The sequence below is a fragment of the Bacillus sp. JJ664 genome, from assembly GCF_036962205.1.
Classification (GTDB): Bacteria; Bacillota; Bacilli; order Bacillales; family Bacillaceae_G; genus Gottfriedia.
Window position 1 is genome coordinate 51213 of sequence record NZ_JBALMS010000035.1, and the last position, 19666, is coordinate 70878.

23 protein-coding genes and 2 pseudogenes are annotated in these 19666 nt (G+C 32.6%); 9 read left to right on the forward strand and 16 right to left on the reverse strand.

All coding sequences use genetic code 11. The annotated features are described in order from the left end of the window. Positions 1-158 precede the first annotated feature (158 nt). Positions 159-1349, forward strand: a complete 1191-nt coding sequence (gene norA / locus V7056_RS05665) for a multidrug efflux MFS transporter NorA (protein ID WP_499700089.1) — start codon at positions 159-161, stop codon at positions 1347-1349. 42 nt (positions 1350-1391) lie between these two features. Next, positions 1392-2231: a MerR family transcriptional regulator gene (locus tag V7056_RS05670; protein ID WP_499700091.1), complete on the forward strand. Its 840-nt coding sequence runs from the start codon at positions 1392-1394 to the stop codon at positions 2229-2231. A gap of 132 nt (positions 2232-2363) precedes the next feature. Here V7056_RS05670 and V7056_RS05675 read toward each other — a convergent pair whose 3' ends face one another. From V7056_RS05675 to V7056_RS05685, 3 genes are all read right to left on the reverse strand, one after another. Next, positions 2364-2537 carry a hypothetical protein gene (locus tag V7056_RS05675; RefSeq protein ID WP_499700093.1) on the reverse strand — a complete coding sequence of 58 codons (174 nt, stop codon included), beginning with the start codon at positions 2535-2537 and terminating at the stop codon, positions 2364-2366. Between the two features lie 129 nt (positions 2538-2666). Continuing rightward, positions 2667-3023 (reverse strand): DUF2500 domain-containing protein, encoded by a 357-nt coding sequence (locus V7056_RS05680; RefSeq protein ID WP_499700095.1) that lies wholly within the window; start codon positions 3021-3023, stop codon positions 2667-2669. A gap of 201 nt (positions 3024-3224) precedes the next feature. Beyond that, a complete protein-coding gene (locus tag V7056_RS05685) occupies positions 3225-3566 on the reverse strand; it encodes an ArsR/SmtB family transcription factor (protein WP_499700097.1) in 342 nt (113 codons plus the stop codon). 114 nt (positions 3567-3680) lie between these two features. On the opposite strand from V7056_RS05685, the gene V7056_RS05690 reads away from it, so the two are divergent. Continuing rightward, complete coding sequence (locus V7056_RS05690) at positions 3681-5057, forward strand: MFS transporter (protein WP_499700099.1); 1377 nt, start codon at positions 3681-3683, stop codon at positions 5055-5057. 236 nt (positions 5058-5293) lie between these two features. On the opposite strand, the gene V7056_RS05695 is transcribed toward V7056_RS05690, so the two are convergent. The 4 genes from V7056_RS05695 to V7056_RS05710 form a co-directional block, all read right to left on the reverse strand. Beyond that, positions 5294-5629, reverse strand: a complete 336-nt coding sequence (locus V7056_RS05695) for a hypothetical protein (protein ID WP_499700101.1) — start codon at positions 5627-5629, stop codon at positions 5294-5296. 153 nt (positions 5630-5782) lie between these two features. Further along, entirely contained in the window at positions 5783-7165 is a 1383-nt protein-coding gene (locus V7056_RS05700; RefSeq protein ID WP_499700103.1) for a glycosyltransferase, read from the reverse strand. Between the two features lie 570 nt (positions 7166-7735). Continuing rightward, the gene (locus V7056_RS05705; RefSeq protein WP_499700105.1) at positions 7736-8230 is read right to left on the reverse strand and encodes a GNAT family N-acetyltransferase; all 495 of its coding nucleotides are present in this window, start codon (positions 8228-8230) and stop codon (positions 7736-7738) included. Between the two features lie 209 nt (positions 8231-8439). Further along, positions 8440-8826 (reverse strand): cupredoxin domain-containing protein, encoded by a 387-nt coding sequence (locus V7056_RS05710; RefSeq protein ID WP_499700107.1) that lies wholly within the window; start codon positions 8824-8826, stop codon positions 8440-8442. A 290-nt stretch (positions 8827-9116) separates the two neighbouring features. On the opposite strand from V7056_RS05710, the gene V7056_RS05715 reads away from it, so the two are divergent. Both V7056_RS05715 and V7056_RS05720 read left to right on the forward strand, forming a co-directional pair. After that, the gene (locus V7056_RS05715; protein ID WP_499700241.1) at positions 9117-9866 is read left to right on the forward strand and encodes a flavin monoamine oxidase family protein; all 750 of its coding nucleotides are present in this window, start codon (positions 9117-9119) and stop codon (positions 9864-9866) included. Positions 9867-10267: 401 nt separating this feature from the next. Then, a complete protein-coding gene (locus V7056_RS05720) occupies positions 10268-10966 on the forward strand; it encodes an FHA domain-containing protein (protein ID WP_499700109.1) in 699 nt (232 codons plus the stop codon). A gap of 105 nt (positions 10967-11071) precedes the next feature. On the opposite strand, the gene V7056_RS05725 is transcribed toward V7056_RS05720, so the two are convergent. Beyond that, positions 11072-11239 (reverse strand): hypothetical protein, encoded by a 168-nt coding sequence (locus V7056_RS05725; RefSeq protein WP_499700111.1) that lies wholly within the window; start codon positions 11237-11239, stop codon positions 11072-11074. A gap of 314 nt (positions 11240-11553) precedes the next feature. Here V7056_RS05725 and sspL point away from each other — a divergent pair, with 314 nt between their 5' ends. Beyond that, positions 11554-11688 (forward strand): small, acid-soluble spore protein L, encoded by a 135-nt coding sequence (gene sspL / locus V7056_RS05730; RefSeq protein ID WP_088071561.1) that lies wholly within the window; start codon positions 11554-11556, stop codon positions 11686-11688. A gap of 312 nt (positions 11689-12000) precedes the next feature. Here the strand turns inward: sspL and V7056_RS05735 are convergent, their stop codons facing one another. The 4 genes from V7056_RS05735 to V7056_RS05750 form a co-directional block, all read right to left on the reverse strand. Then, positions 12001-12291, reverse strand: a complete 291-nt coding sequence (locus V7056_RS05735; RefSeq protein WP_499700113.1) for a hypothetical protein — start codon at positions 12289-12291, stop codon at positions 12001-12003. Positions 12292-12300: 9 nt separating this feature from the next. Beyond that, the gene (locus V7056_RS05740) at positions 12301-12687 is read right to left on the reverse strand and encodes an SHOCT-like domain-containing protein (RefSeq protein WP_499700115.1); all 387 of its coding nucleotides are present in this window, start codon (positions 12685-12687) and stop codon (positions 12301-12303) included. A gap of 13 nt (positions 12688-12700) precedes the next feature. Continuing rightward, the gene (locus tag V7056_RS05745; protein WP_499700243.1) at positions 12701-13066 is read right to left on the reverse strand and encodes a DUF2089 domain-containing protein; all 366 of its coding nucleotides are present in this window, start codon (positions 13064-13066) and stop codon (positions 12701-12703) included. A 341-nt stretch (positions 13067-13407) separates the two neighbouring features. Then, positions 13408-13587, reverse strand: a complete 180-nt coding sequence (locus V7056_RS05750) for a hypothetical protein (protein WP_499700117.1) — start codon at positions 13585-13587, stop codon at positions 13408-13410. A 290-nt stretch (positions 13588-13877) separates the two neighbouring features. Between V7056_RS05750 and V7056_RS05755 the strand changes: the two are divergent. After that, positions 13878-14639, forward strand: a pseudogene (locus tag V7056_RS05755) (MCP four helix bundle domain-containing protein); the annotation flags it as partial. After that, a complete protein-coding gene (locus tag V7056_RS05760; RefSeq protein ID WP_499700245.1) occupies positions 14631-15578 on the forward strand; it encodes a methyl-accepting chemotaxis protein in 948 nt (315 codons plus the stop codon). The pseudogene V7056_RS05755 and the gene V7056_RS05760, both read left to right, overlap by 9 nt. 56 nt (positions 15579-15634) lie before the next feature. Here V7056_RS05760 and V7056_RS05765 read toward each other — a convergent pair whose 3' ends face one another. Next, positions 15635-16168 carry a DinB family protein gene (locus tag V7056_RS05765; RefSeq protein WP_499700119.1) on the reverse strand — a complete coding sequence of 178 codons (534 nt, stop codon included), beginning with the start codon at positions 16166-16168 and terminating at the stop codon, positions 15635-15637. A gap of 197 nt (positions 16169-16365) precedes the next feature. Between V7056_RS05765 and V7056_RS05770 the strand changes: the two genes are divergently transcribed. Then, the gene (locus V7056_RS05770; RefSeq protein ID WP_499700121.1) at positions 16366-16833 is read left to right on the forward strand and encodes a hypothetical protein; all 468 of its coding nucleotides are present in this window, start codon (positions 16366-16368) and stop codon (positions 16831-16833) included. A gap of 103 nt (positions 16834-16936) precedes the next feature. Here V7056_RS05770 and V7056_RS05775 read toward each other — a convergent pair whose 3' ends face one another. From V7056_RS05775 to V7056_RS05785, 3 genes and pseudogenes are all read right to left on the reverse strand, one after another. Further along, a complete protein-coding gene (locus V7056_RS05775; RefSeq protein ID WP_499700123.1) occupies positions 16937-17425 on the reverse strand; it encodes a VanZ family protein in 489 nt (162 codons plus the stop codon). Between the two features lie 503 nt (positions 17426-17928). Beyond that, complete coding sequence (locus tag V7056_RS05780; RefSeq protein ID WP_499700125.1) at positions 17929-18102, reverse strand: hypothetical protein; 174 nt, start codon at positions 18100-18102, stop codon at positions 17929-17931. 587 nt (positions 18103-18689) lie between these two features. Further along, positions 18690-19666 (reverse strand): annotated as a pseudogene (locus V7056_RS05785) (hypothetical protein); the annotation flags it as partial.

Here is a 19666-nt window from a genome sequence, read left to right on the forward strand (position 1 = left end):
TTTTCAAGGATTTAAGTATTTCCATATGGCTATGAGAATACGAAAATTCTGATAGCATCATATATTTTTATTAAGATATACATAATAAAACTGTTGACTCTCCCCCTATAGGAGGCTTTACATTATGTTTTGTAAGCTTTTGAAAGGAGTAAAACAACATGAAAAAACAAAACATGATGTTAGCGATTGTATTAACTAATTTATTTATTGTCTTTTTAGGAATTGGCCTTGTCATCCCGGTTACTCCTTCCATTATGAATGAGTTAAATATATCTGGTTCTGTTGTGGGCTATATGGTAGCTGCATTTGCGATCACTCAGTTAATCATCTCACCGGTTTCAGGTCGCTGGGCAGACCTTTTTGGACGAAAAAGAATGATTATTATAGGATTAATTATTTTTAGTTTTTCAGAACTATTATTTGGGATTGGAAAAACTGTTGAAGTTTTATATATCTCGCGTATGCTTGGTGGTGTCAGTGCAGCATTCATAATGCCAGCTGTAACAGCATTTATTGCAGATGTCACAACGGTTGAGACAAGGGCAAAAGCACTTGGTTATATGTCGGCAGCTATTTCAACAGGATTTATTATTGGACCTGGGGTTGGTGGGTTTTTAGCAGAGATTAGCTCACGCTTACCGTTCTTCTTTGCTTCAGCCTTTGCCGTATTGGCAGCCATATTATCCATTTTATTCGTTCAAGAACCAGAACGAAATCTTGAAACTATAGAAGTAAAAGGCAAAAAAGAAGGACTAAAACGAGTTTTTGAACCAATGTATTTTATTTCTTTTATGGTTATCTTCATTTCACAGTTTGGATTAGCAGCGTTTGAATCTTTATTCTCTTTATTTGCTGATCATAAATTTGGTTTCACTCCAAAGGATATTGCCATCATGATTGCAGGCGGAGGTATTTTTGGAGCGATATTCCAAGTTTTATTATTCGATCGTCTTACAAAATGGATCGGTGAAATTCGTTTGATACGATATAGTCTGATTCTCTCAACGATTCTTGTGTTTCTAATGACTCTTGTGAACTCATACGTTATGATTTTATTTGTTACGGTAACTGTATTTTTAGGATTTGATTTAATGCGACCGGCATTGACAACTTATTTATCTAAAGTAGCAGGGAATGAACAAGGATTTGTTGGTGGCATGAACTCGATGTTTACTAGTATCGGTAATATAATCGGACCAATTATTGGTGGAATTTTATTCGACATCGATTTAAACTATCCTTACTATTTTGCAACAGTCTTATTAGCAATTGGTATTGGGTTAACCCTTGCATGGAAGGAACCTGCTTATCGAAAAAGCTATAGTAGTCAAAAAGAATATTCATTATGATGAAAACTAGTAGACGTTTCTTATACTAAGGAGGTGATCGCAATGAAGGAAAAGCTTTACACCATTGGAGAAGTCTCAAAACTGGTGAACATTTCAATCAAGGCCCTTCGTTATTACGATAAAATAAACTTATTTAAACCTGCATATGTCGACCCGGACACTAATTATCGGTACTATAAAGACTCACAACTTCACCTTCTAGATTTAATCAAATCATTAAAATATATTGGTACACCATTAGAAGAAATGAAGGAAGTACAAGGTTTACAGAGAGATGATTTTTTCGCTTTTTTAACCGAACAAGAACAAATTGTAAAAGAGAAAATTGAATCACTAGTAGAAATCGAAAAAATTATTGCTAATGCCAAAAAGGGATTGCAAAGGCAAATGGAATATCCTTCTCTTGGCAAGGCGTTTATTTTATATGAGGATGAATTAAAAATTTTACAGACCAAAGCTTATGGAATTGATCCGAAAAATATCTTAAATGCTTCATACAGTAAATTAAAGAAATTTGCTGCATCAACAGAAGGATTCAGAAATAATGGTTACGGAGTGATTTTTTCCTATCAACCTTACAAACATATTGATGAGGTAAATTATCAATATTTATTTACACCTGTTCTAACGAATAAACAGATATCATTGCTTACTAGTGATACAGATGTTGCTATCATTCCAAAAGGAAAATACGTATGTATCACATTTAAATCTGTTTCAATAGATGATTATTTTTTAAACTTACAAAAACTAATACATTATGTGGAAAGCCATCAATTACAAGTGATTAGTGATATATACGAATCTTTAATTTACAATCATCATTCTCTTATTCAAAAAGAGGAATATCTGATAGAAATGCGTGTGAGAATAAAAGAATGAGTTAGTTGATTACAACTTCTGTCTTATTTACATCCAATAAGCAACAATCTTTTTGAAAAGTGGTTTTCAAAAAAATAAAGACACTCTAAGAGTGTCTTTATTTAATGAAATATAGAAATAAATAATCAAAGACTATAGTTCATCTACATATTGTTTAGCTTCCAATAATGACAGACCCAAAACTGTCTTAGCCTCTTTAATTGCTTGAATTTCTTTTCCTTCTTTTATAAGTTTTCGCAATTCATTATTAATTGGATGTTCAGGTATATCTATTACATTAGCTACCTGGTCTAAAGTTACTTTCATATTTTTCAATCGTATTTCTATTTTGTTAAGTTTTTCATTAACATTCGTGATCAGTAAAAAACTATGAATAGCAATAATCCTATAATCACATATTCCATCTTATGCCACACCTACTAAAACCTTATTATTCTATCGAGATCTATTAAAACCTAGAAATCTTGTTCCTTGAAAAGCAAGAACTCCATTGTCACCTTCGACAAGCATACCGTAATCAGAATCTTTTACCATTAATTCTATTCGATCTCCACTTTCTACTTCGAACGTTACAAAATACCTACTATATGACGAGCTTTCCCCACCGCCATGTACCGCTGTTCTTTTAGAAACAACTCTCGCCTTTACATTTAATTTTGGAGAATTGTTATTTTTATTCCATTGAGTAATTCCCTTTACAATTGAAAATACAATTATGAATGTAACAATTACAAAAACGATTCCAAAAAAAATAGGAAAGTACGTAAACATAAAATCCCCACTTGGTGACATTTCCCCACTCCTATAAGCCTTTTTTCCCCTATTCTAACATATGTATTATTTATGTTGGTTATTTATAAAATCAACTTAATCTTTTTTTGAAAATAAGGAATATAACAATTAATTTACTAATCATTAATCTACATCAAATAGCCACCAAACCTTTTTTATATCAAGGTTTAGTGGCGTTTATTACGAATAGGTTTAATGACATTATTGTTCTAAACTTAGTAACTGTTTCTTCTCTTCTGAGGTTTCAAATGCGCTTAAAATTGATGAAAGTAACCCTGGAAAACGGTTTTCTAAATCATCCTTTCTTAAAGAAAGAATACGCTGTGTTCCTTGTACTCGCACATTCAAAATACCCGCTTCTCTTAAGGTACGAGTATGATGTGAAAAAGTGGACTTTGCAACGGGCACGCCAATATCTCCACAAGATCTTTCACCTGCATTGTTAACATTTGAAACGATTAATAAACGAACAGGATCGCTTAAGGCAGACAGAACGTTAGATAAATGAATATCAGCGCGATCCGGGTGAAATAAAATCTTCACAATATACCTCCTTATAATTTTTTTGAGTTTTATGATTGCATTATATCATAACGCATGATATATTTCTATTGTTCGATAAACATCGAAATATAGAACTTAAAGCGAGGGGAAAAAATGATATCCGAAACTACAATTAATTCTATAAAAAGTAAAGAAAAAAGCGTTATGAATGAAGGAGTAGTTACTCTCCTGCTTGGTATATCGATTGTACTTGTTATCATGAATACAATGATGTTTAATTTAGCTCTACCAGACGTTGCAGCAGCATATCAATTATCACCATCTACAACCTCTTGGATCGTAACTAGTTATTCAATTGTATTTGCGATTTCATCCATTACATATAGTCGACTAGCCGATTTTATTCCAATCCGAAGACTTTTTATAATTGGAATTCTATCTCTTAGTTTTGCTGCAATCATTGGATTGTTTAGCAATAGCTTTATTATTTTGCTAATTATCCGTATTTTTCAAGCATCTGGAGCTGGTTCAGTCCCAGCATTGTCACTTATATTAATTTCCCGTTATGTTCCATTAGAGCGTCGCGGAAAGGCGATGGCTATGATTTTGTCTTCAGTGTCGCTCGGACTAGGTCTAGGACCTGTCGTTGGAGGAGCAATCGTAGAATATATGGGGTGGCATATTTTATTTGTCGTAACTTCGATAACTTTACTGTTAGTTCCTCTCTTTGCGATATTAATTCCAAAAGAAAATCCGAAAAAAGGGGCTTTCGACGTTTTAGGTGCACTATTTATTGGCGTTGGTACTACCGGACTTCTGCTTTTCTTAACAAATCATTCCTGGATCCTTCTAGGGGTTGGACTAATTGCGCTTTTACTATTCATCGTACGTATACGATCAGCAAAAGAACCTTTCGTGCTCCCATCACTATTCCTAAATCGCAATTATCTAATTTTAGGAGCAGTTGGTATTGCGGCATATATCTGTAGTTTTTCAACGCTATTTTTAATGCCACAAATCCTTGTTAAACAATATAGTCTTAGCACGATTCAAGCCGGGCTTGTGATTTTCCCAGGTTCATTTTTAGCTATGCTTGTCTCACAAAAGGTAGGTCGAATCATTGATTCAAAAGGAAACAGTTCGATCATTAGATATATCCCGTTTCTTCTTTTGACATCTGTTATTTTATTCGCTTTGTTTGAGGGAGTATCTTTTCTTGCAATCATGTTAATTTACATGTTAATGAGTATTAGCTTCACAATCTTATCGAGCAGCATATCGAATGAAATGTCAAGATTACTATTACCGTCACAAATTGGTTCTGGGCTTGGACTATTTCAGCTTCTTCAATTTTTCAGTGGTGCATTCGGAGTTGCTATATCGGCAAGCGCTCTAAACTGGCAAAAGAACATTCCGTTAGCTCATGCATACAGTAATATCTATTGGGGACTAACAATCATCGTCATTCTATCAATTGGATGTGCGATGCTGTATGTCCGATCAGCTTTTCGTAAACCCATGACTTCATAGTCAAGGTATTTCAATAAGTAGGTTAGGGTGAGAATTAGATAATGATATTTAGTTCTCAGTCCCTAGTTACTACTTATTAAAAGCTGATAACTTATAGTAAGTAATATTCTCCTAATGTACTCATTTTACATATCTCTTCCTAAAAAAAAGTTCAGTAAATGGGTATGTTTAATTGCCGATAAATTCCCAATAGAAAAAAGACTTCTGAAAGCTCTTGTTATATATTAACATCTTAATCAATGTACTCCATCAATGACTTTTTTCGTTTTTGGATTCACATTTAGCCAGGCAATCCCCTCATTATAGTTACCTAAATCTCGATAAACATGGATGGTGTATGTTCCATCCTTTTCTTTTTTTGCATCAAAATGCTGATTATCCGTAAACTCGCCATATGTTTTTTTTATATAGTTTTTTGCAATTTGAATTACCATTCTTTCTTCTGCTGCTTTTTGTTCTTTTGTCAGTTCTGAGCTCTCTTTTGGTTTATATGTAATATCTAGTTTTCCACATCCAGACAAATTGACAACAGTAAAAAGGATGATTAACATTTTTATTTTGGATTGCTTCATTACCTCACCTCTTTTTTAGGAATTCGGTAGAATAAGGTTTAGGACCTCCTCAATACTCTCTCTATTTTTCTATCTGGTTTCTGGTTTATTAAAACTTTTAGAACAAGCACTTATCTTCAAAAAAAAATAGCCGCAGGTAGCGACTCATATGAACTATTCTTTAATGGATGCTGTAACAACAAATTGGTACGTTCTAATATCAGTAGCGAATGGCTCATCTCCCATCTGTAGCAACTTACGCAAAGGAAATAAATGCGAAATCCATTGTTCACAATATTGATTTGTACTGGTAATAGAGTCAATTTCTTTTATTTGATATCCTGTGCTATTAAATAGTTCTAAAATTGTGCTGCGAGTGAAAAAGCGAAGATGAGTCTGATCGAGAAGTCCATTTTTCGTATAATTCCAATTACCAGCTATTAATTCTACTAGTGCTGAAATATGTCCAATGTGAGGTATACACGCTAAGATGGTTCCATCTTTCTTTAAATAAGGTTTCAACTTTTCAAGTACAGCCCATGGATTTTTTAGATGCTCTAATACATCTCCAAAAATAATATGATCAAAAAATTGTTCTGGATAAGGAAGGTCAATTTTTTCAATATCACCGATTATTACATCAGTTAATTTTTGCTTAGCCTGAATTGCAGCTTCTGGAAATAACTCAATACCATATACTTTTGCATTATATTGTTGTTGAATATAGGCACCCAGTTTACCTTCTGAACAACCCACTTCTAATATAGTCGTGCTATTTGGGGATATCTTTTGGAATAGCTTAACGTTTAGACCTTTAAAATAGTCTGAGTGTTTATTTTCGTATAAGCCTTCATAAGAGTCTTTATCCATCCTAATCTCCTTCGATAGCTCCTTATTTTCTGTCATATATTCTTCAAGAAATGTTATCCGAGCTTTTTCAAAAGCCTCTACGTCTAAGTATCTACCACTATTGTGGATACACCATATATCTTCCATTTTAGGTACGCCAACCTCAAAACCATTCCGCTTCATTTCAAACGAATGGGATATATCGTAGAAATGAAAACCTTTAAATAAATCTTCTCTCCAAGGGATATCTGTTTGAGTTATCATCAACAATCCGTCAATTGCTTCTACTGACGAATATGACTCATGCTCGTCAGCTTGATTAAAAGATAAAAGTCGGTATGTTTCTGGTATATCGATAACCTTTCCATATAAATCATCGCCTTCCCACCATTTCCCATGATCCGAAAGTTGTTTACAGCCTACTACACCAATCATTCCAAGTTTAGGATGGGTTGAAAACAAATTAATAATATCAAATAAAATAGTTCGATTAATAAGATAGGTGTCTTGGTGAAGATATATTTTATATCTAAAAGGATGTTTTAGAGCCCTATTATATCCCTCTGCCATACTCTTCGCATCATCAATGATTAGAAAATCGATTTCGTAATCTGCCGGAACTTGTAATAAGTCAATATGGGCTCTGCAATATTGATATTCTTCCGGATTGTTAACACAGGTAACAAATAAAAAACCTTTATCATTCATTACATTCACCTGCTTCTAACGCTTTCTTGGCAATCTCTAGATACTGTAAATCACTAAATCAGCTATATATCATACGTATCTCTATCTAAATTGTATACACTCCAACAAGCAGAATAGAACAAAAAAACTAGAGCTGTATTTTCTCTAGTTTATGAATTCGTTAATATATCTTTAAAAAGCAATTTTTTGCTTTATTGATTAGTGTCGTGGAGCTGAATATTCTTTTCAAAAATTCACCCATAAACACAAAAAAAGCTTGGGGACTAATCAAGCTTTTTTTAGTGTAAAAGTATTAAAGGGAATGGGGAATTTTCAACAAAATAGTCCAGTTAGGTTTCATTACATCATTAATCAATACTAGGGTGTTTTTGTATTGATTATTACTACATTTTTAATGATAACGATTATCATTATCATTGTCAATAGTTTTTAGTTTTTTCCCACAAAACATTTCTTAAATAATTATATTGATGAGTCCAACTTCCAACACTTCATTGAAGGTAATTCAATGTATTGACTATCGTTTCAACTCCATCATTTTATTGCCGCGATTGTAAATATCATTTATTTCTAATCTACCAAGTATTGATAGAATTTTTTATCAACCTGTAAAACTGGAAAATTCTCAGGTAACTCTGTCATTTCGATTGGTGTAAATCCGTTTTTTTCATAAAATCTATGAGCAGCAAGAAACTGTGGGGTCGTACCTAGATAAATTGCTTTAATTTCATTATCCTGTGCCCACTTAATCGCATTATTTAATAGAAAACTTGCAGTATGATATTTGGCACCTCGGTAATCCTTATCTACAAACATCTTTCTCAATGCAACTTGTTGATTTCCTATATCTAAAAAACTGATAGTACCAACTACTTTGTCTTCAATAAGAGCCACCCAAAAATTCCCTTTACCATTTTGATAAAAATCCCTTATCGTAAACAAATCAGGCTGGTCACTTTTTGTAATCGGAATATTGTACTCTTTTTGTTGTATATTGAGAATTAATGCTACTACTTGGTCTTGATATTCACTAGAGTATTCTTTCACAATAGGACTATTATTCATCAATTTACACCGCCTATAAGTATTTTTACTATGTACTTTGTAGCCTTTCATCCTTACTTTCATCTCTTTAATTCACTCTAGTGAACAAAATACCCTCTTTTTTGTTCAAGTAATTTTAGCTAAGCAATGTAATTTTTTAATATTAACTTATTCAGTTATATCAATATAAATTAGCATAATAAAAAGACAAGGCCGATTGGCCCTGCCTTTTATTTGACTATTACACTTCCTACCATTCCTTCATTGTAATGGTATCTACAAGTCAGTTCATATGTACCAGACATTTTCGGTTGCACGGTAACTGTTTTGGTTTGTCCAGGTTGGACTTCGGTATCAATATTAAGCTTTGCCACGGTGAATGTATGTTCTTTGCTACCAATATTTTTTAATATCAACGTTGTCATTTTTCCATTCGGAATAGTGATGACTTTTGGATTAAAGTAATCATCGTTCAACTGGACCTCAATCGTATTCGCAGTAAGAGGCTGTTTTGCAAAGCTAGATTCAGCGAAAACACTAAGTGATCCCGTAGTTGTCACAATCACAATCATCGCTAACAAAACCAACACACCATTTAACCACTTTTTCACAGACATACAATCCCTCCTTTCCTATGCACTATTGTTTTCCAATTTATAAAATATTATCACTATATTTTTGTAACTGACTTGTTTCATTAAATAAAGACCTAAACAACTAATTACTTTATGATCAATACTCAATGGAAAATTTTTAAAAATACAATCCTGTTGGAAAATCCTTATCAATAGGTGCAATCGATATGATTAAGACAATGGTCGGAATTGAAGGTTTTCCAGAATTAGCATTTACAGCAATCTTACGCGAAGTAATTTAACTTTTAACGCCAAACCTAAAATTATATGAAATAACAGGTGGAACTGACTTCCTTGTTAGAGCATTTTTACCGCAATTGAAGGACAATATTATACTGAATGAGAGGGTAGTAAAAATTACACAAGAGGCTGATAAGGCAACAATCTATACAGAAAATGAAGTACTTACTAAACAAAATCAATATGAATGTGATTATGTGATTTCAACAATCCCCTACTCATTATTTAACTTTGTAGATATCTTTCCATACAATTCATTTTCGTATAACAAATGGAAAGTTATACGAGAGTTACATTATGCTGATTCTACAAAAATTGCTATTCAATTCAGAACGAAATTTTGGGAAAAATTAGGCTTGTTTGGTGGAAAATTAACAACTGATTTACCTATTAAGTTTTCATATTTTCCTAGTCACGATTTTGGTTATGAAACTGGTGTAATATTAGCAAGCTACACTTGGGAAGACGATGCTGCTATTTGGGATAATATGAGAAATAATACCCGTATTGATAAAGCGTTAGCTAATCTTTCAATTATTTTTGGTGATATAGTTTATAAAGAATTTTTAGTAGGATATTCTCAAAGTTGGACACAATTTTCATTTGCAGGTGGCGCATTTGTTATGTATAAGCCTAATCAACAAAGAGAACTCGGTCCGTATATTAGAACACCTGAAGGTAGAATTCATTTTGCTGGGTCTCATGCATCATCTACACCTGGATGGATACAAGGGGCAATAGAAGCAGGTATTCGCACTGCTTATGAAGTCAATAATTTATAATTTTTTTAGGACAATCAAGGTATTATCCTAGCACATGTGTAAGCTGAATTAGGATATTTTTAATACTAACCATTTACTTTTATAAATTCTAAACCTCACTTACTTTCACTTCAAACCTCTCCTCTAATACTCAGACTAGTAAATACTATATTCAAATTTCCACATGCGCCTATATCTGTTTGACTAACCTTTTCTAAGTAAAATAAGATTTAAAATATCTTTTAATAAATTAAAGATTTATATAGTAACCACACCTACTATATAAAGTCTTTTTCCATTTATCTTGCTAACATTTTATTACATTACTGATACAACAGATTATATGATTTCTTTACAAATCACTTGCGTATGTTATACTCTTCTTGGTTCATTACTAGATTAATGATCAAAGGAGTAACCACATGATGATTCAAGATGTTTACCTTTCTATAAAACAAGGAGAAACAGCAACAAAAAAGGATAGAATACCTATTTCCTATAAGGAAACTTTGATAGGACGCACTTGGGGTAATGTCATCCCCGATATTCCTTTTACAAACCAATATATCTCTAGAAAACATGCCTTAATTCAGTTTGATAAGGAAAACTACACCATAGTTGATCTTATGAGTAAGCATGGAACTCAGGTAAACCATACATTCATAGAAAAAAACAAACCCGTTTTCCTTCGTGATGGGGACATTATTAGTCTTGCAAGTGGTGCCGCAGTACTCACCTTTCATAACCCTTCTGAAAAGAACTTCGGAGACACGCTTGATATGCCATTATTGATAGATAAGCACTTAAACGAATTAAATGGCCTAACTGTGAATGTTGTTAGAAGGGAAGTATTAATTGATGGTGTTAAAATTCACCTTACAAGTAAAGACACAGAATTATTTCTATTACTATATGAAAAAGCCAATAGTGCAGTTAGTTATAACGAAATTAAAGTAGATGTATGGCCAGAACGTCTTACAAATGAATCGGATCAGCCAGATGTAGGTCGTGAAGAAATTAATACTCTTGTGTATAGATTACGGAAGAAGTTAGGTAAATACGGACAATGTATAATTTCTGTCCCACGATTTGGGTATATGTTAGATCTAGAACACATGTAATCTGCTTTTTATATAATTAAGTGGATATATTGTATAAAATAAGAAAAGAGTGTAGATATGTTTTCACATCTACACTCTTTTCTTATTTTATGTTCTAGACTGACCTTAAGAAAGTGTCGCTTTTAACTTTTTCTCTATCATTATTAATTCAATATATATTCCAATTAGAGTACTTAATACGCCTCCTAAAAGAATCATTGCACTTACATATTCTGGTAAGTTTGAAAGAAGATAAACTAGTAAAGTTCCAACAATTATTAATAAAAAAATCAATTAAAATACCCCCTTATCATTTTAGAATTTAATCATTTCTGCTTTCATTACATGAGTCCAGATTGAAATATTACTCCCTTTTTTGATGTTCATTCGAGTGACTAGAAATTGACTAATTAGGGCCTATTTTTCAGTTCCAAAAGGTTAAAACCCTTGTCCTATGTAGACTTTATGTAAAAATGTTTCACTCTTATTATGGTATACCTACACGGTTTTTCACTCAATAGCACACCGATAACAAAACACTAACAATTAATATTGAATTTCATAAATCCGTTATGATAGGAAATACTATCTGTGGAGGTGAAGACGCTATGAGTAAAAAATCAAGTGGAAGAGGACAAAAAGCTCCAAGTGTAAACCCACAAGGATATGGAAAAGACGTTGAATTTTCAACTGAGCCTAAAAGTGAGCTACAGAATTTAGCAAAAAAATCAAACACAAAATGAATCAATCATAAAAACTGATTCTCTTTAAAAGACGAAAATAACCATCATTGGGAATGAAGCCCTACTCCCACTGATGGTTTATTCATTTTCATATTTTATATTTAAATCCTCTTTTAAAGAACCGTACCGAACATAAACTTAAAATTTATGATTTTATAACATTTTGATCTTCACTTTTGAGCTAGAAAAGTACATGCACTATTGTCATCAAAATAAGACAAAATTAAAAAGGATCAAGCCCTGTGCAATAAAGGGTTCAATCCTCGAAAGTAGCTTAGATTTATTTTTATCTAACTTATGGCTGCAGTTAAATTAAACCTTTACTAAAACTTCAGTACCATCTTTAGCTTTGACATCCACTAGCACAAGTCCTTTATGTCTTTGTAATTCTTTAACCACTAATTTGAGTAGTTTTTTGTCTATTTTTGGAACGGTCATAGTGAATTTTTTATCATCCGTGTATTCATCTTGATGATTTAACCATTTATTCATTTGATTATGAAGAATTTTAGAAGAAAGAATAGAAATACCAAAATGTAAAATGGCAAATGGAACTGGGATTGTAAACCGAACTTCTTTTGTTTTCACTTTTAGTTGTAACATAAGTAAGCCCTACTCAATGATGACTGAAACTATATCGCCATTTCCAGTCTGAATATCAACAAGTTGACCATCTAATTCATTTTCAATTGCTTCAATAATAAGATTCATGTCAATATCCTTTACATATTTTTCAGATTCTGGAATACTTGCTAAGATGCTATTTCCGGCAACTAATAGGGCCTTAACAAGTTTAATTGGCACATTGATTTTAACGTTATCATTTTCAGCAGATAGAACACGAATTTTCAATATTTTTTCCGCATAATTAGCTGATTTATGAGTATGATTGCTTCCTGCTTCTTTTTCCTTTAACACGTCAATTAGTTCAGATGCTTTATCTGCATCAATTTTACCTTCTTTTACCATTGTTAATACTTTTGCAATTTCTTCTTTCATCATAAATTCCTCCCTAATCCTCTTTTAACAACCTAATTGCTTCTTCTGTAGAAATTTCTCCATTTTCTAGCATTGCAACAACCTTTTTCTCGTCTACTTCATTTTTCTTCTTAGTCTCATAGCCAAGTGATGTAATAATGTCAGTAAGTTTACCTCTAACAGTTGGATAAGAAATCCCAAGCTCTTTTTCTACCTCTTTGATGTTCCCCCTACATAACAGAAATACTTCAACAAAATGAAGTTGTTCCTTCGACAGAGAGGAAAAAGGTGAAAGCTCAAATTCATTTTCAATTGTTGTGTGGCAGTGAGTGCAATTTAGTTTTGTAATTTTTAGTGTCTTGCTGCATACAGGGCAATTTGTAATTACTGGATAAGCCATAATCAAATCCTTTCTTCCATTTGATTAGATTATATGATGATAAATTAAAAAAGTAAACACTTAAATTTTAAATTATTTAATATTAACTTTAATAATATTAATTATCAAATTGAATATATTAATTTCGACATTTACATCCTTTTAAATAACACTCCTCCTTAATTGATGACTAAATTACATAGTAGACTTGGCTCACGAAGTTATTCTTTTTTAAAAGCTGTCAATTAACGCAACTAAAAAAATCGACTTTAAAGTCGATCATGTCGCATAAGAATTAGTTAGGCATAAATGAATGGAAGTTAAATCGTTATTATATGGTATTTAGGTTTATTTACGTGTAATCATTTTTTATCTTGATTTGAAATATCTTTTGCTGATCCTGTAATTGGATTAATTTCATAGCTTAAATCTCTTCCAGCCTCTTTTTCTTCTTGATGAATTCTTTTTCCTAAAGCTGCATAGTACCATACCAACGAACCAAACCCTATGATACCAACGATTGTCGAAATTAATAATGACATTTAATTCCCTCCAATGTTTCAACTCCTAAAACTCGATATTAGTTATTCTCCTAAAAATATTCTGTTTATTCACATGTGAATCCTTTGCTAAACGCGGCGATAGGAACTATAAATAATTCAGTTTTAAATAAGCGATTGAGGTCTTGTAGGTAAAATGTAATGAATTTAATTATTAAAAAATAATTTTTCTATAATAGAAGTTTAATATTACTTTAATATTCTGAAAAATAACCGATAAAAATCTTGGAAATATATAGTAGTAATGTATCAGTTTACCTAGGAGGATTTCTATGAAATGGACAATTGGTCGGAAGTTTACTATGTCATTTATTCTAGTATTAGTAATCATATTAATGCTTAGTGCATTTTCTATTACTAGTACAAATAGACTAAATAACAATACAAATGAAGTAAGTAAAGTAGTATTACCAAAAGTTGAAACAATCGGAGAAATTAATTATATTGCTGAGCATGTTCTTTCGACGACACAAAAACATATGCTTAATGATGATTCAACTTACAAGCAAAAATATGAAAATGAATTAGCAGGAGAATATCTTCAAATAAATTATGCTTTTGAGAAGTATAGTAAACTATTAACGACTAAAAAAGAGAAACAAATTTACGAAAATCTGTATACTGAATGGAGAGATTACGTTAAGAAGAATGCTGAAGTAATCGTTTTAAGTAATCAAATGGATACAAAAAATGCTGTACTGGCAACTTTTAGCTCTGCTGCACTTTTTGACAAAATGCATAAAGATCTTGATGCTTTAAGTAAATTACATAATAAAGAGGCTGAGTTAATCTCAAAAAATGGTGAAAAGGAATTTAAAAGTGTTACTTTATTAACATTTATTAGTATTGGTTTAGGTATTTTTTTAACAATCCTCATTGCATATGTTTTAATAAAGAATATTCGTACACCATTAATTAAGTTATCCGCTCAAGTAAAAGAAGTAGCTGAAGGGAATTTAGTATTAGAGCCCCTTTTTATTAAAAATAAAGATGAAATAGGCGAATTAACAGATAGTTTTAATTCGATGACTACGAATTTAAAAGATCTAATTGAAAATGTTATTTATAATTCTCAATTAGTAGCATCGACTTCTGAAGAATTATCAGCAAGTGCTGAAGAAACAAGCCGATCCTCAAAGCAAATAACATCCTCCATTATTAGTATTGCTGAAGGTGCTAATAAACAAGAAAAAAGTAGTTTAGAGGCATTTACAGTCGTAAAGGAAATCTCTAATGGTATGGAACAAGCAGCTTCATCTATTCATACAGTTGCTGAAAATTCACTTTCAACAACAGAAAAAGCATTATATGGTAATAAAGTAATCGAAAAAACAGTTCAGCAAATGAATATGATTCATGAGACGGTTAATAATACATCGGATATTGTAAACTCACTTGGGGAAAAATCAGATGAAATTGGTAAAATCGTTACGATTATCACTGATATTTCGGAACAAACAAACTTATTAGCATTAAATGCAGCTATTGAAGCAGCTAGAGCTGGTGAGCAAGGAAAAGGGTTTGCTGTGGTAGCAGAGGAAGTGAAAAAGCTGGCAACCCAATCAAGAGCAGCTGCAAATCAAATTTCCGGACTAATTGATTTCATCCAGAAGGAAGTTCAAAGAATTATATTCTCGATGGATGAAGGCTCAAAAGAAATTCAAAATGGCATCGAATTAGTTTCAGAATCTGGAGAGAATTTCAACCATATCGTTAAAATGATCGAAGAGGTTTCTGCTCAAACTAAAGAGGTTTCTGCGATATTTGAACAAATTAATGCTAACTCTCATAGTATCATTTCAATCGTTCGAACAACTTCAGAAATTTCTACCGAAGCATCTGGACAGGCAGGCGGAGTTGCTTCAGCAGCAGAGCAACAAAATGCATCAATGGAAGAAATGTCAGCATCTGCAGATATACTAAGTAAAATGGCAGTTGAATTACAAGACACTGTAAAACGTTTTAACGTGTAAAACGAGTAAAAGTCATCCAAAGTTGGATGACTTTTTTCTTTCAAGAGAATGCATCACTATTTCAAACTATTTTTATATAATTTACGAATCATTCTTATTTGACCTCGATGATTGATTTCGTCTTCAAATACATGAAACCATTTAAAGTAATTTGTCGCTAAATTTCTACCAAATTTTGACCTCTCATATAACCACTCATCTGATCGTGTATTAAACTTCTCATATGTATCTTCTCGAATTGTTTCTATAAGATTAATATAATAATCTGCATCTTTACCTTTAATTTTCTCTCTTGCCTGTTCGTCTAAATCTAAACCAGGTAACCATATCACTTCTTCTTCTTCGTTTAAATCTCTATTTTCGAATGTATTAAGTTGATACCAATATTCAACTCCAGCCATATGGGTAAGTAACATTCCAATGCTATTACCTGTTAGAGAATGCAGATAATCTAACTCCTCTACAGTAATATCTTTTATAGCTTCCAAAGTTGTATATCTTACGTATGTCATCATTGACTTTAATGTATTAAAGTCTCCCTTAACTCCATTTTGTTCCCCAACTAATAATATATTGTTTGTGTCGTTCATTGTTTTGTCCCCCTCTCATTTTAGTCCAATCTATTTATTTCTAGATAAGTAAGTACATTCCCTACATAAAAGAAACTTTCTTAAGTCATTTTTCAGATTCCAAATTTAAATTACTAATTAGAGTTTATTTTTCCTATATATTTTTCTAGTTCCATCTCGTAAGATGAAACTAGAGAATTAGATTAGGAGTGTTCATTTTGATAGAATTATTTAAGAAAGTATCTGCATCAATTGGTTTTACAATACTCGTAACAAGTCCTTTTATCTTTCCAATGTTGTTTTTTTTATTTGGGATGTCAACTGATGCTGATGGTACTGAGGCTGGTAGTGAATTATCAGGATCCTTTTATTTTACAATGTATTTAATAGGATTTTTTATAGCAATCTTACTGATTACATCTATTGTTACTAAACTAATCATCAATAAAAGTACTGTCTTTAAGCTTTCTAGCTGTACTGCACTGTTGTTTTTATCATTTATTTTAGAGAAGTTCCCTTACACTAGTATGTATAGCTTCCTATTAATTCCGTTTGGGGTTATCTTACTAATTACTATTGCAATCTATGAAAAACTCGATACGTGGAAAAAGCCTTTTGTATGGTTTTTAATCTTCTTTCCATATATTATTTTCGCACTTATGCTTTTTACTAGCTTAAGTCTTTAAGAAATCAAACAAACCCCTTCCATTAATATGGTCGGGGCTTATTTTTTACTCCTTTATACCAAAAATACGTTAGTTTATTGACCAGTGTCTCGCTTACTAATTTCTATAAATTAAGTATCACGAGTCTATTAAAAATAAAGATAATAAAAAATATTGCACAAAAAGTTAACACCCCTGCAAATAAATTAATAAATTTATTTGTTCTGTGCCTTAGAATCTTAAATAAAAGCGCATAAATTCCAATACCGATTGAGCCTCCAAGTGTATTGGCCAGTATATCAGTAATATCACTTCTTCCAATTGCTAAAACAAATTGTATCGTCTCAAATGCTAAAGTTAAACCAAAAATTGAAAGAAGTTTTTTCAGAAAAGACCAATTACTTTTAAAAATACAAATATAGATACCTAATGGCACAAAAATCCTTATATTGTTATACACCTCTGAAAAGACAGAATTATTAAGTGGAATCATATTAATTACTCGCACTCTGTCTATTTGATCAAACGAAAAATGTAACTTAAATAGGACCAACCAATTAAGTGCTACTAAATAGATTATGAATAATACGAATGTCAATTTTTTATTTCCCAATATATTTCCTCCGATTCTTGTCACGCCACCATGAAACAATGAGGATTACTTCTAGTAGTCTACAAACTCCCGATAGCCATATTCGTCTAGTTGATTTCAATATTCTCTCAATTTTCTTCGGACGCTCTCAACAAGCTGTTATTTACATATATATGATAGGAAAAACAAATTAAAAAAAGAGTATGGAAAATCTTAAATTTTTCTTAAGTCCATAAATTGAATCAAATACCAAAATATTTTCATCAATAAGCTTGTCCAATATATCCCCTTTTTCCTTCTTCAACTATTCTGCCAAACTAAATAGGAGTCGATCATCATCGACTCCTAAATTTGTTCAACTAATATGCAGGCGTTCTTTCTATATCAAAATTTAAATCACGCCAAAACTAGGTTAAAATCTAATTTTACCCATACAAAAAATTTCCTTATCTTACAAGGTTATATTTTAATTTGTCTGACTTTAAAAATCTTCACATATCTTTCGCAGTCAACGATTTGGCGACTTATTGATATCGATTTCCTAAATATCTTTTCCTGTACGACTTGCCTTGATCCGGAATATCAATGAAACCCTGTGCGCCCCAAACTTTATGCTCTGTTATTTTATCAATACTTCCACTTAGCTCCATCTTTTCTTCCATTTCAATATCATCATCTTTTGGAATGTCCATATCCATCGCTAAATCTTCCTTTCCTTATCGCCCAAAGCCGTTCGATACGCATTCTAAATTATTGTGACCGACATTATAGTTTTCTTCCAATGTTTATTCTTATTCAAAAAAATTACCATTTTGTTGAATAAAGCATAAAAAAAAGGAACATATTTCAATTATGAAATACGTTCCTTTTTGCTTTTAATTCCATTCCGTGAGATTTTGAAAAATCACACTTCTTGTGATTTTTCATTATCTCCCGGAATGCGTTATTATTTATTAGCCATTTTTTTATCTTTTTTTTCATAATCCCCCGGAATATTTATTTTATTCTTGTTAATATGAAGAGCTTTTTTCATATTCTTCCGAAAAATCATTCACTAACTTTTACAGTTAACAAAAAAAAGACTTCAAAAAATTAGTCCATTCTTGTTCAACTAACGCGCCAGTTAGTTGGATAAGAAATTTATGATCTTGTTTCAATTTTTTAATTGCTGAATTAAAAATCTTTTTGAAACTTGAATGTAAAAAATCTCCTTCTGCAGGAGATTTTTTATTTCGTATTATTTGTTAAAGATTTAGTGCTATTTGAGAAACTTATCCCTTTGAAACTAATCTAATTTTTTAATGACAATAGAGGCATTTACGTTCGCTTGGGTTCCTCCAATTACAGTTGCAAGCCCAATAGCTGCAGCAGAAGAATGATTTCTAAGAGTAAGAACATCGGCAGCTGCAAAAGCAATTATAGCTTGCCCGTTGTTTTGCTGAGTACCAGCACCGGAACCATAGATCGTACCTGCAACCGGCAAGCCATTTACAAATAGTGCAAATTGGTTTGGTTCTGTACCCGACACAGAGAAAGTAACTTCGTAAATCCCCGGAGTTATAATTGAAATTGGAGAGGTACTAGGCGTATGCGTAATTCCACTTGTCATTATTCCATTTGAATCAAAAATGACATCTGCCTCTACTGCAACCGTTTGAGGAGTTAGATTGAAGATGTATGCGAATTCTGACAAGCCACCTCCTGTTGCTCCAGTTGCGCCACCAGGACCTGTCGCACCGACTGCTCCAGGTGCACCCGCTGGGCCTGTTGCTCCTTGGGGACCTGGTGTTCCTTGTGGGCCTGCCGGGCCTGTTGGACCTGGTATTCCTGCTGGTCCTGCTGATCCTGTTGAACCTGCCGGACCTTGTGGACCTGTTGGGCCCGTTGGTCCTACTGGTCCTCCCGATGGGCCCGTTGGACCAGTAATTCCAATTCCTGTAGAACCCGTTGGACCTACTAATCCCTGTGCACCAGTTGGACCTGCTGGACCTACTAGTCCTTGTGCACCAGTTGGACCTGCTGGACCTACTAATCCCTGTGCACCAGTTGCTCCTGCTGGGCCTCTTCTACCTCTTTCTCCTTGTTCGCCTTCTTTACCTTCTTTACCTCTTTTACCTCTTTTACCTTGTGGTCCTGTTGCTCCCGTAACTCCTGGTGGACAACAACAATGACATTCACATGGAATACAATCACATCTATTACATTTACATTCACACGGATGACAATGACATCGCTCACATTTATATTTACACTTACATGGAT

Bases quoted from the DNA above. Each gene is read 5' to 3' on its own strand.
- V7056_RS05675 (WP_499700093.1), bottom strand. From the start codon at position 2,537: ATGAAAGTAACTTTAGACCAGGTAGCTAATGTAATAGATATACCTGAA.
- V7056_RS05760 (WP_499700245.1), top strand. From the start codon at position 14,631: ATGACTACGAATTTAAAAGATCTAATTGAAAATGTTATTTATAATTCT.
- V7056_RS05740 (WP_499700115.1), bottom strand. From the start codon at position 12,687: ATGAAAGAAGAAATTGCAAAAGTATTAACAATGGTAAAAGAAGGTAAA.
- V7056_RS05700 (WP_499700103.1), bottom strand. From the start codon at position 7,165: ATGAATGATAAAGGTTTTTTATTTGTTACCTGTGTTAACAATCCGGAA.
- V7056_RS05720 (WP_499700109.1), top strand. From the start codon at position 10,268: ATGATGATTCAAGATGTTTACCTTTCTATAAAACAAGGAGAAACAGCA.
- norA (WP_499700089.1), top strand. From the start codon at position 159: ATGAAAAAACAAAACATGATGTTAGCGATTGTATTAACTAATTTATTT.
- V7056_RS05705 (WP_499700105.1), bottom strand. From the start codon at position 8,230: ATGAATAATAGTCCTATTGTGAAAGAATACTCTAGTGAATATCAAGAC.
- V7056_RS05690 (WP_499700099.1), top strand. From the start codon at position 3,681: ATGATATCCGAAACTACAATTAATTCTATAAAAAGTAAAGAAAAAAGC.
- sspL (WP_088071561.1), top strand. From the start codon at position 11,554: ATGAGTAAAAAATCAAGTGGAAGAGGACAAAAAGCTCCAAGTGTAAAC.
- V7056_RS05680 (WP_499700095.1), bottom strand. From the start codon at position 3,023: ATGTCACCAAGTGGGGATTTTATGTTTACGTACTTTCCTATTTTTTTT.
- V7056_RS05765 (WP_499700119.1), bottom strand. From the start codon at position 16,168: ATGAACGACACAAACAATATATTATTAGTTGGGGAACAAAATGGAGTT.
- V7056_RS05670 (WP_499700091.1), top strand. From the start codon at position 1,392: ATGAAGGAAAAGCTTTACACCATTGGAGAAGTCTCAAAACTGGTGAAC.
- V7056_RS05710 (WP_499700107.1), bottom strand. From the start codon at position 8,826: ATGTCTGTGAAAAAGTGGTTAAATGGTGTGTTGGTTTTGTTAGCGATG.
- V7056_RS05745 (WP_499700243.1), bottom strand. From the start codon at position 13,066: ATGGCTTATCCAGTAATTACAAATTGCCCTGTATGCAGCAAGACACTA.
- V7056_RS05695 (WP_499700101.1), bottom strand. From the start codon at position 5,629: ATGAAGCAATCCAAAATAAAAATGTTAATCATCCTTTTTACTGTTGTC.
- V7056_RS05750 (WP_499700117.1), bottom strand. From the start codon at position 13,587: ATGTCATTATTAATTTCGACAATCGTTGGTATCATAGGGTTTGGTTCG.
- V7056_RS05735 (WP_499700113.1), bottom strand. From the start codon at position 12,291: ATGTTACAACTAAAAGTGAAAACAAAAGAAGTTCGGTTTACAATCCCA.
- V7056_RS05780 (WP_499700125.1), bottom strand. From the start codon at position 18,102: ATGGATATGGACATTCCAAAAGATGATGATATTGAAATGGAAGAAAAG.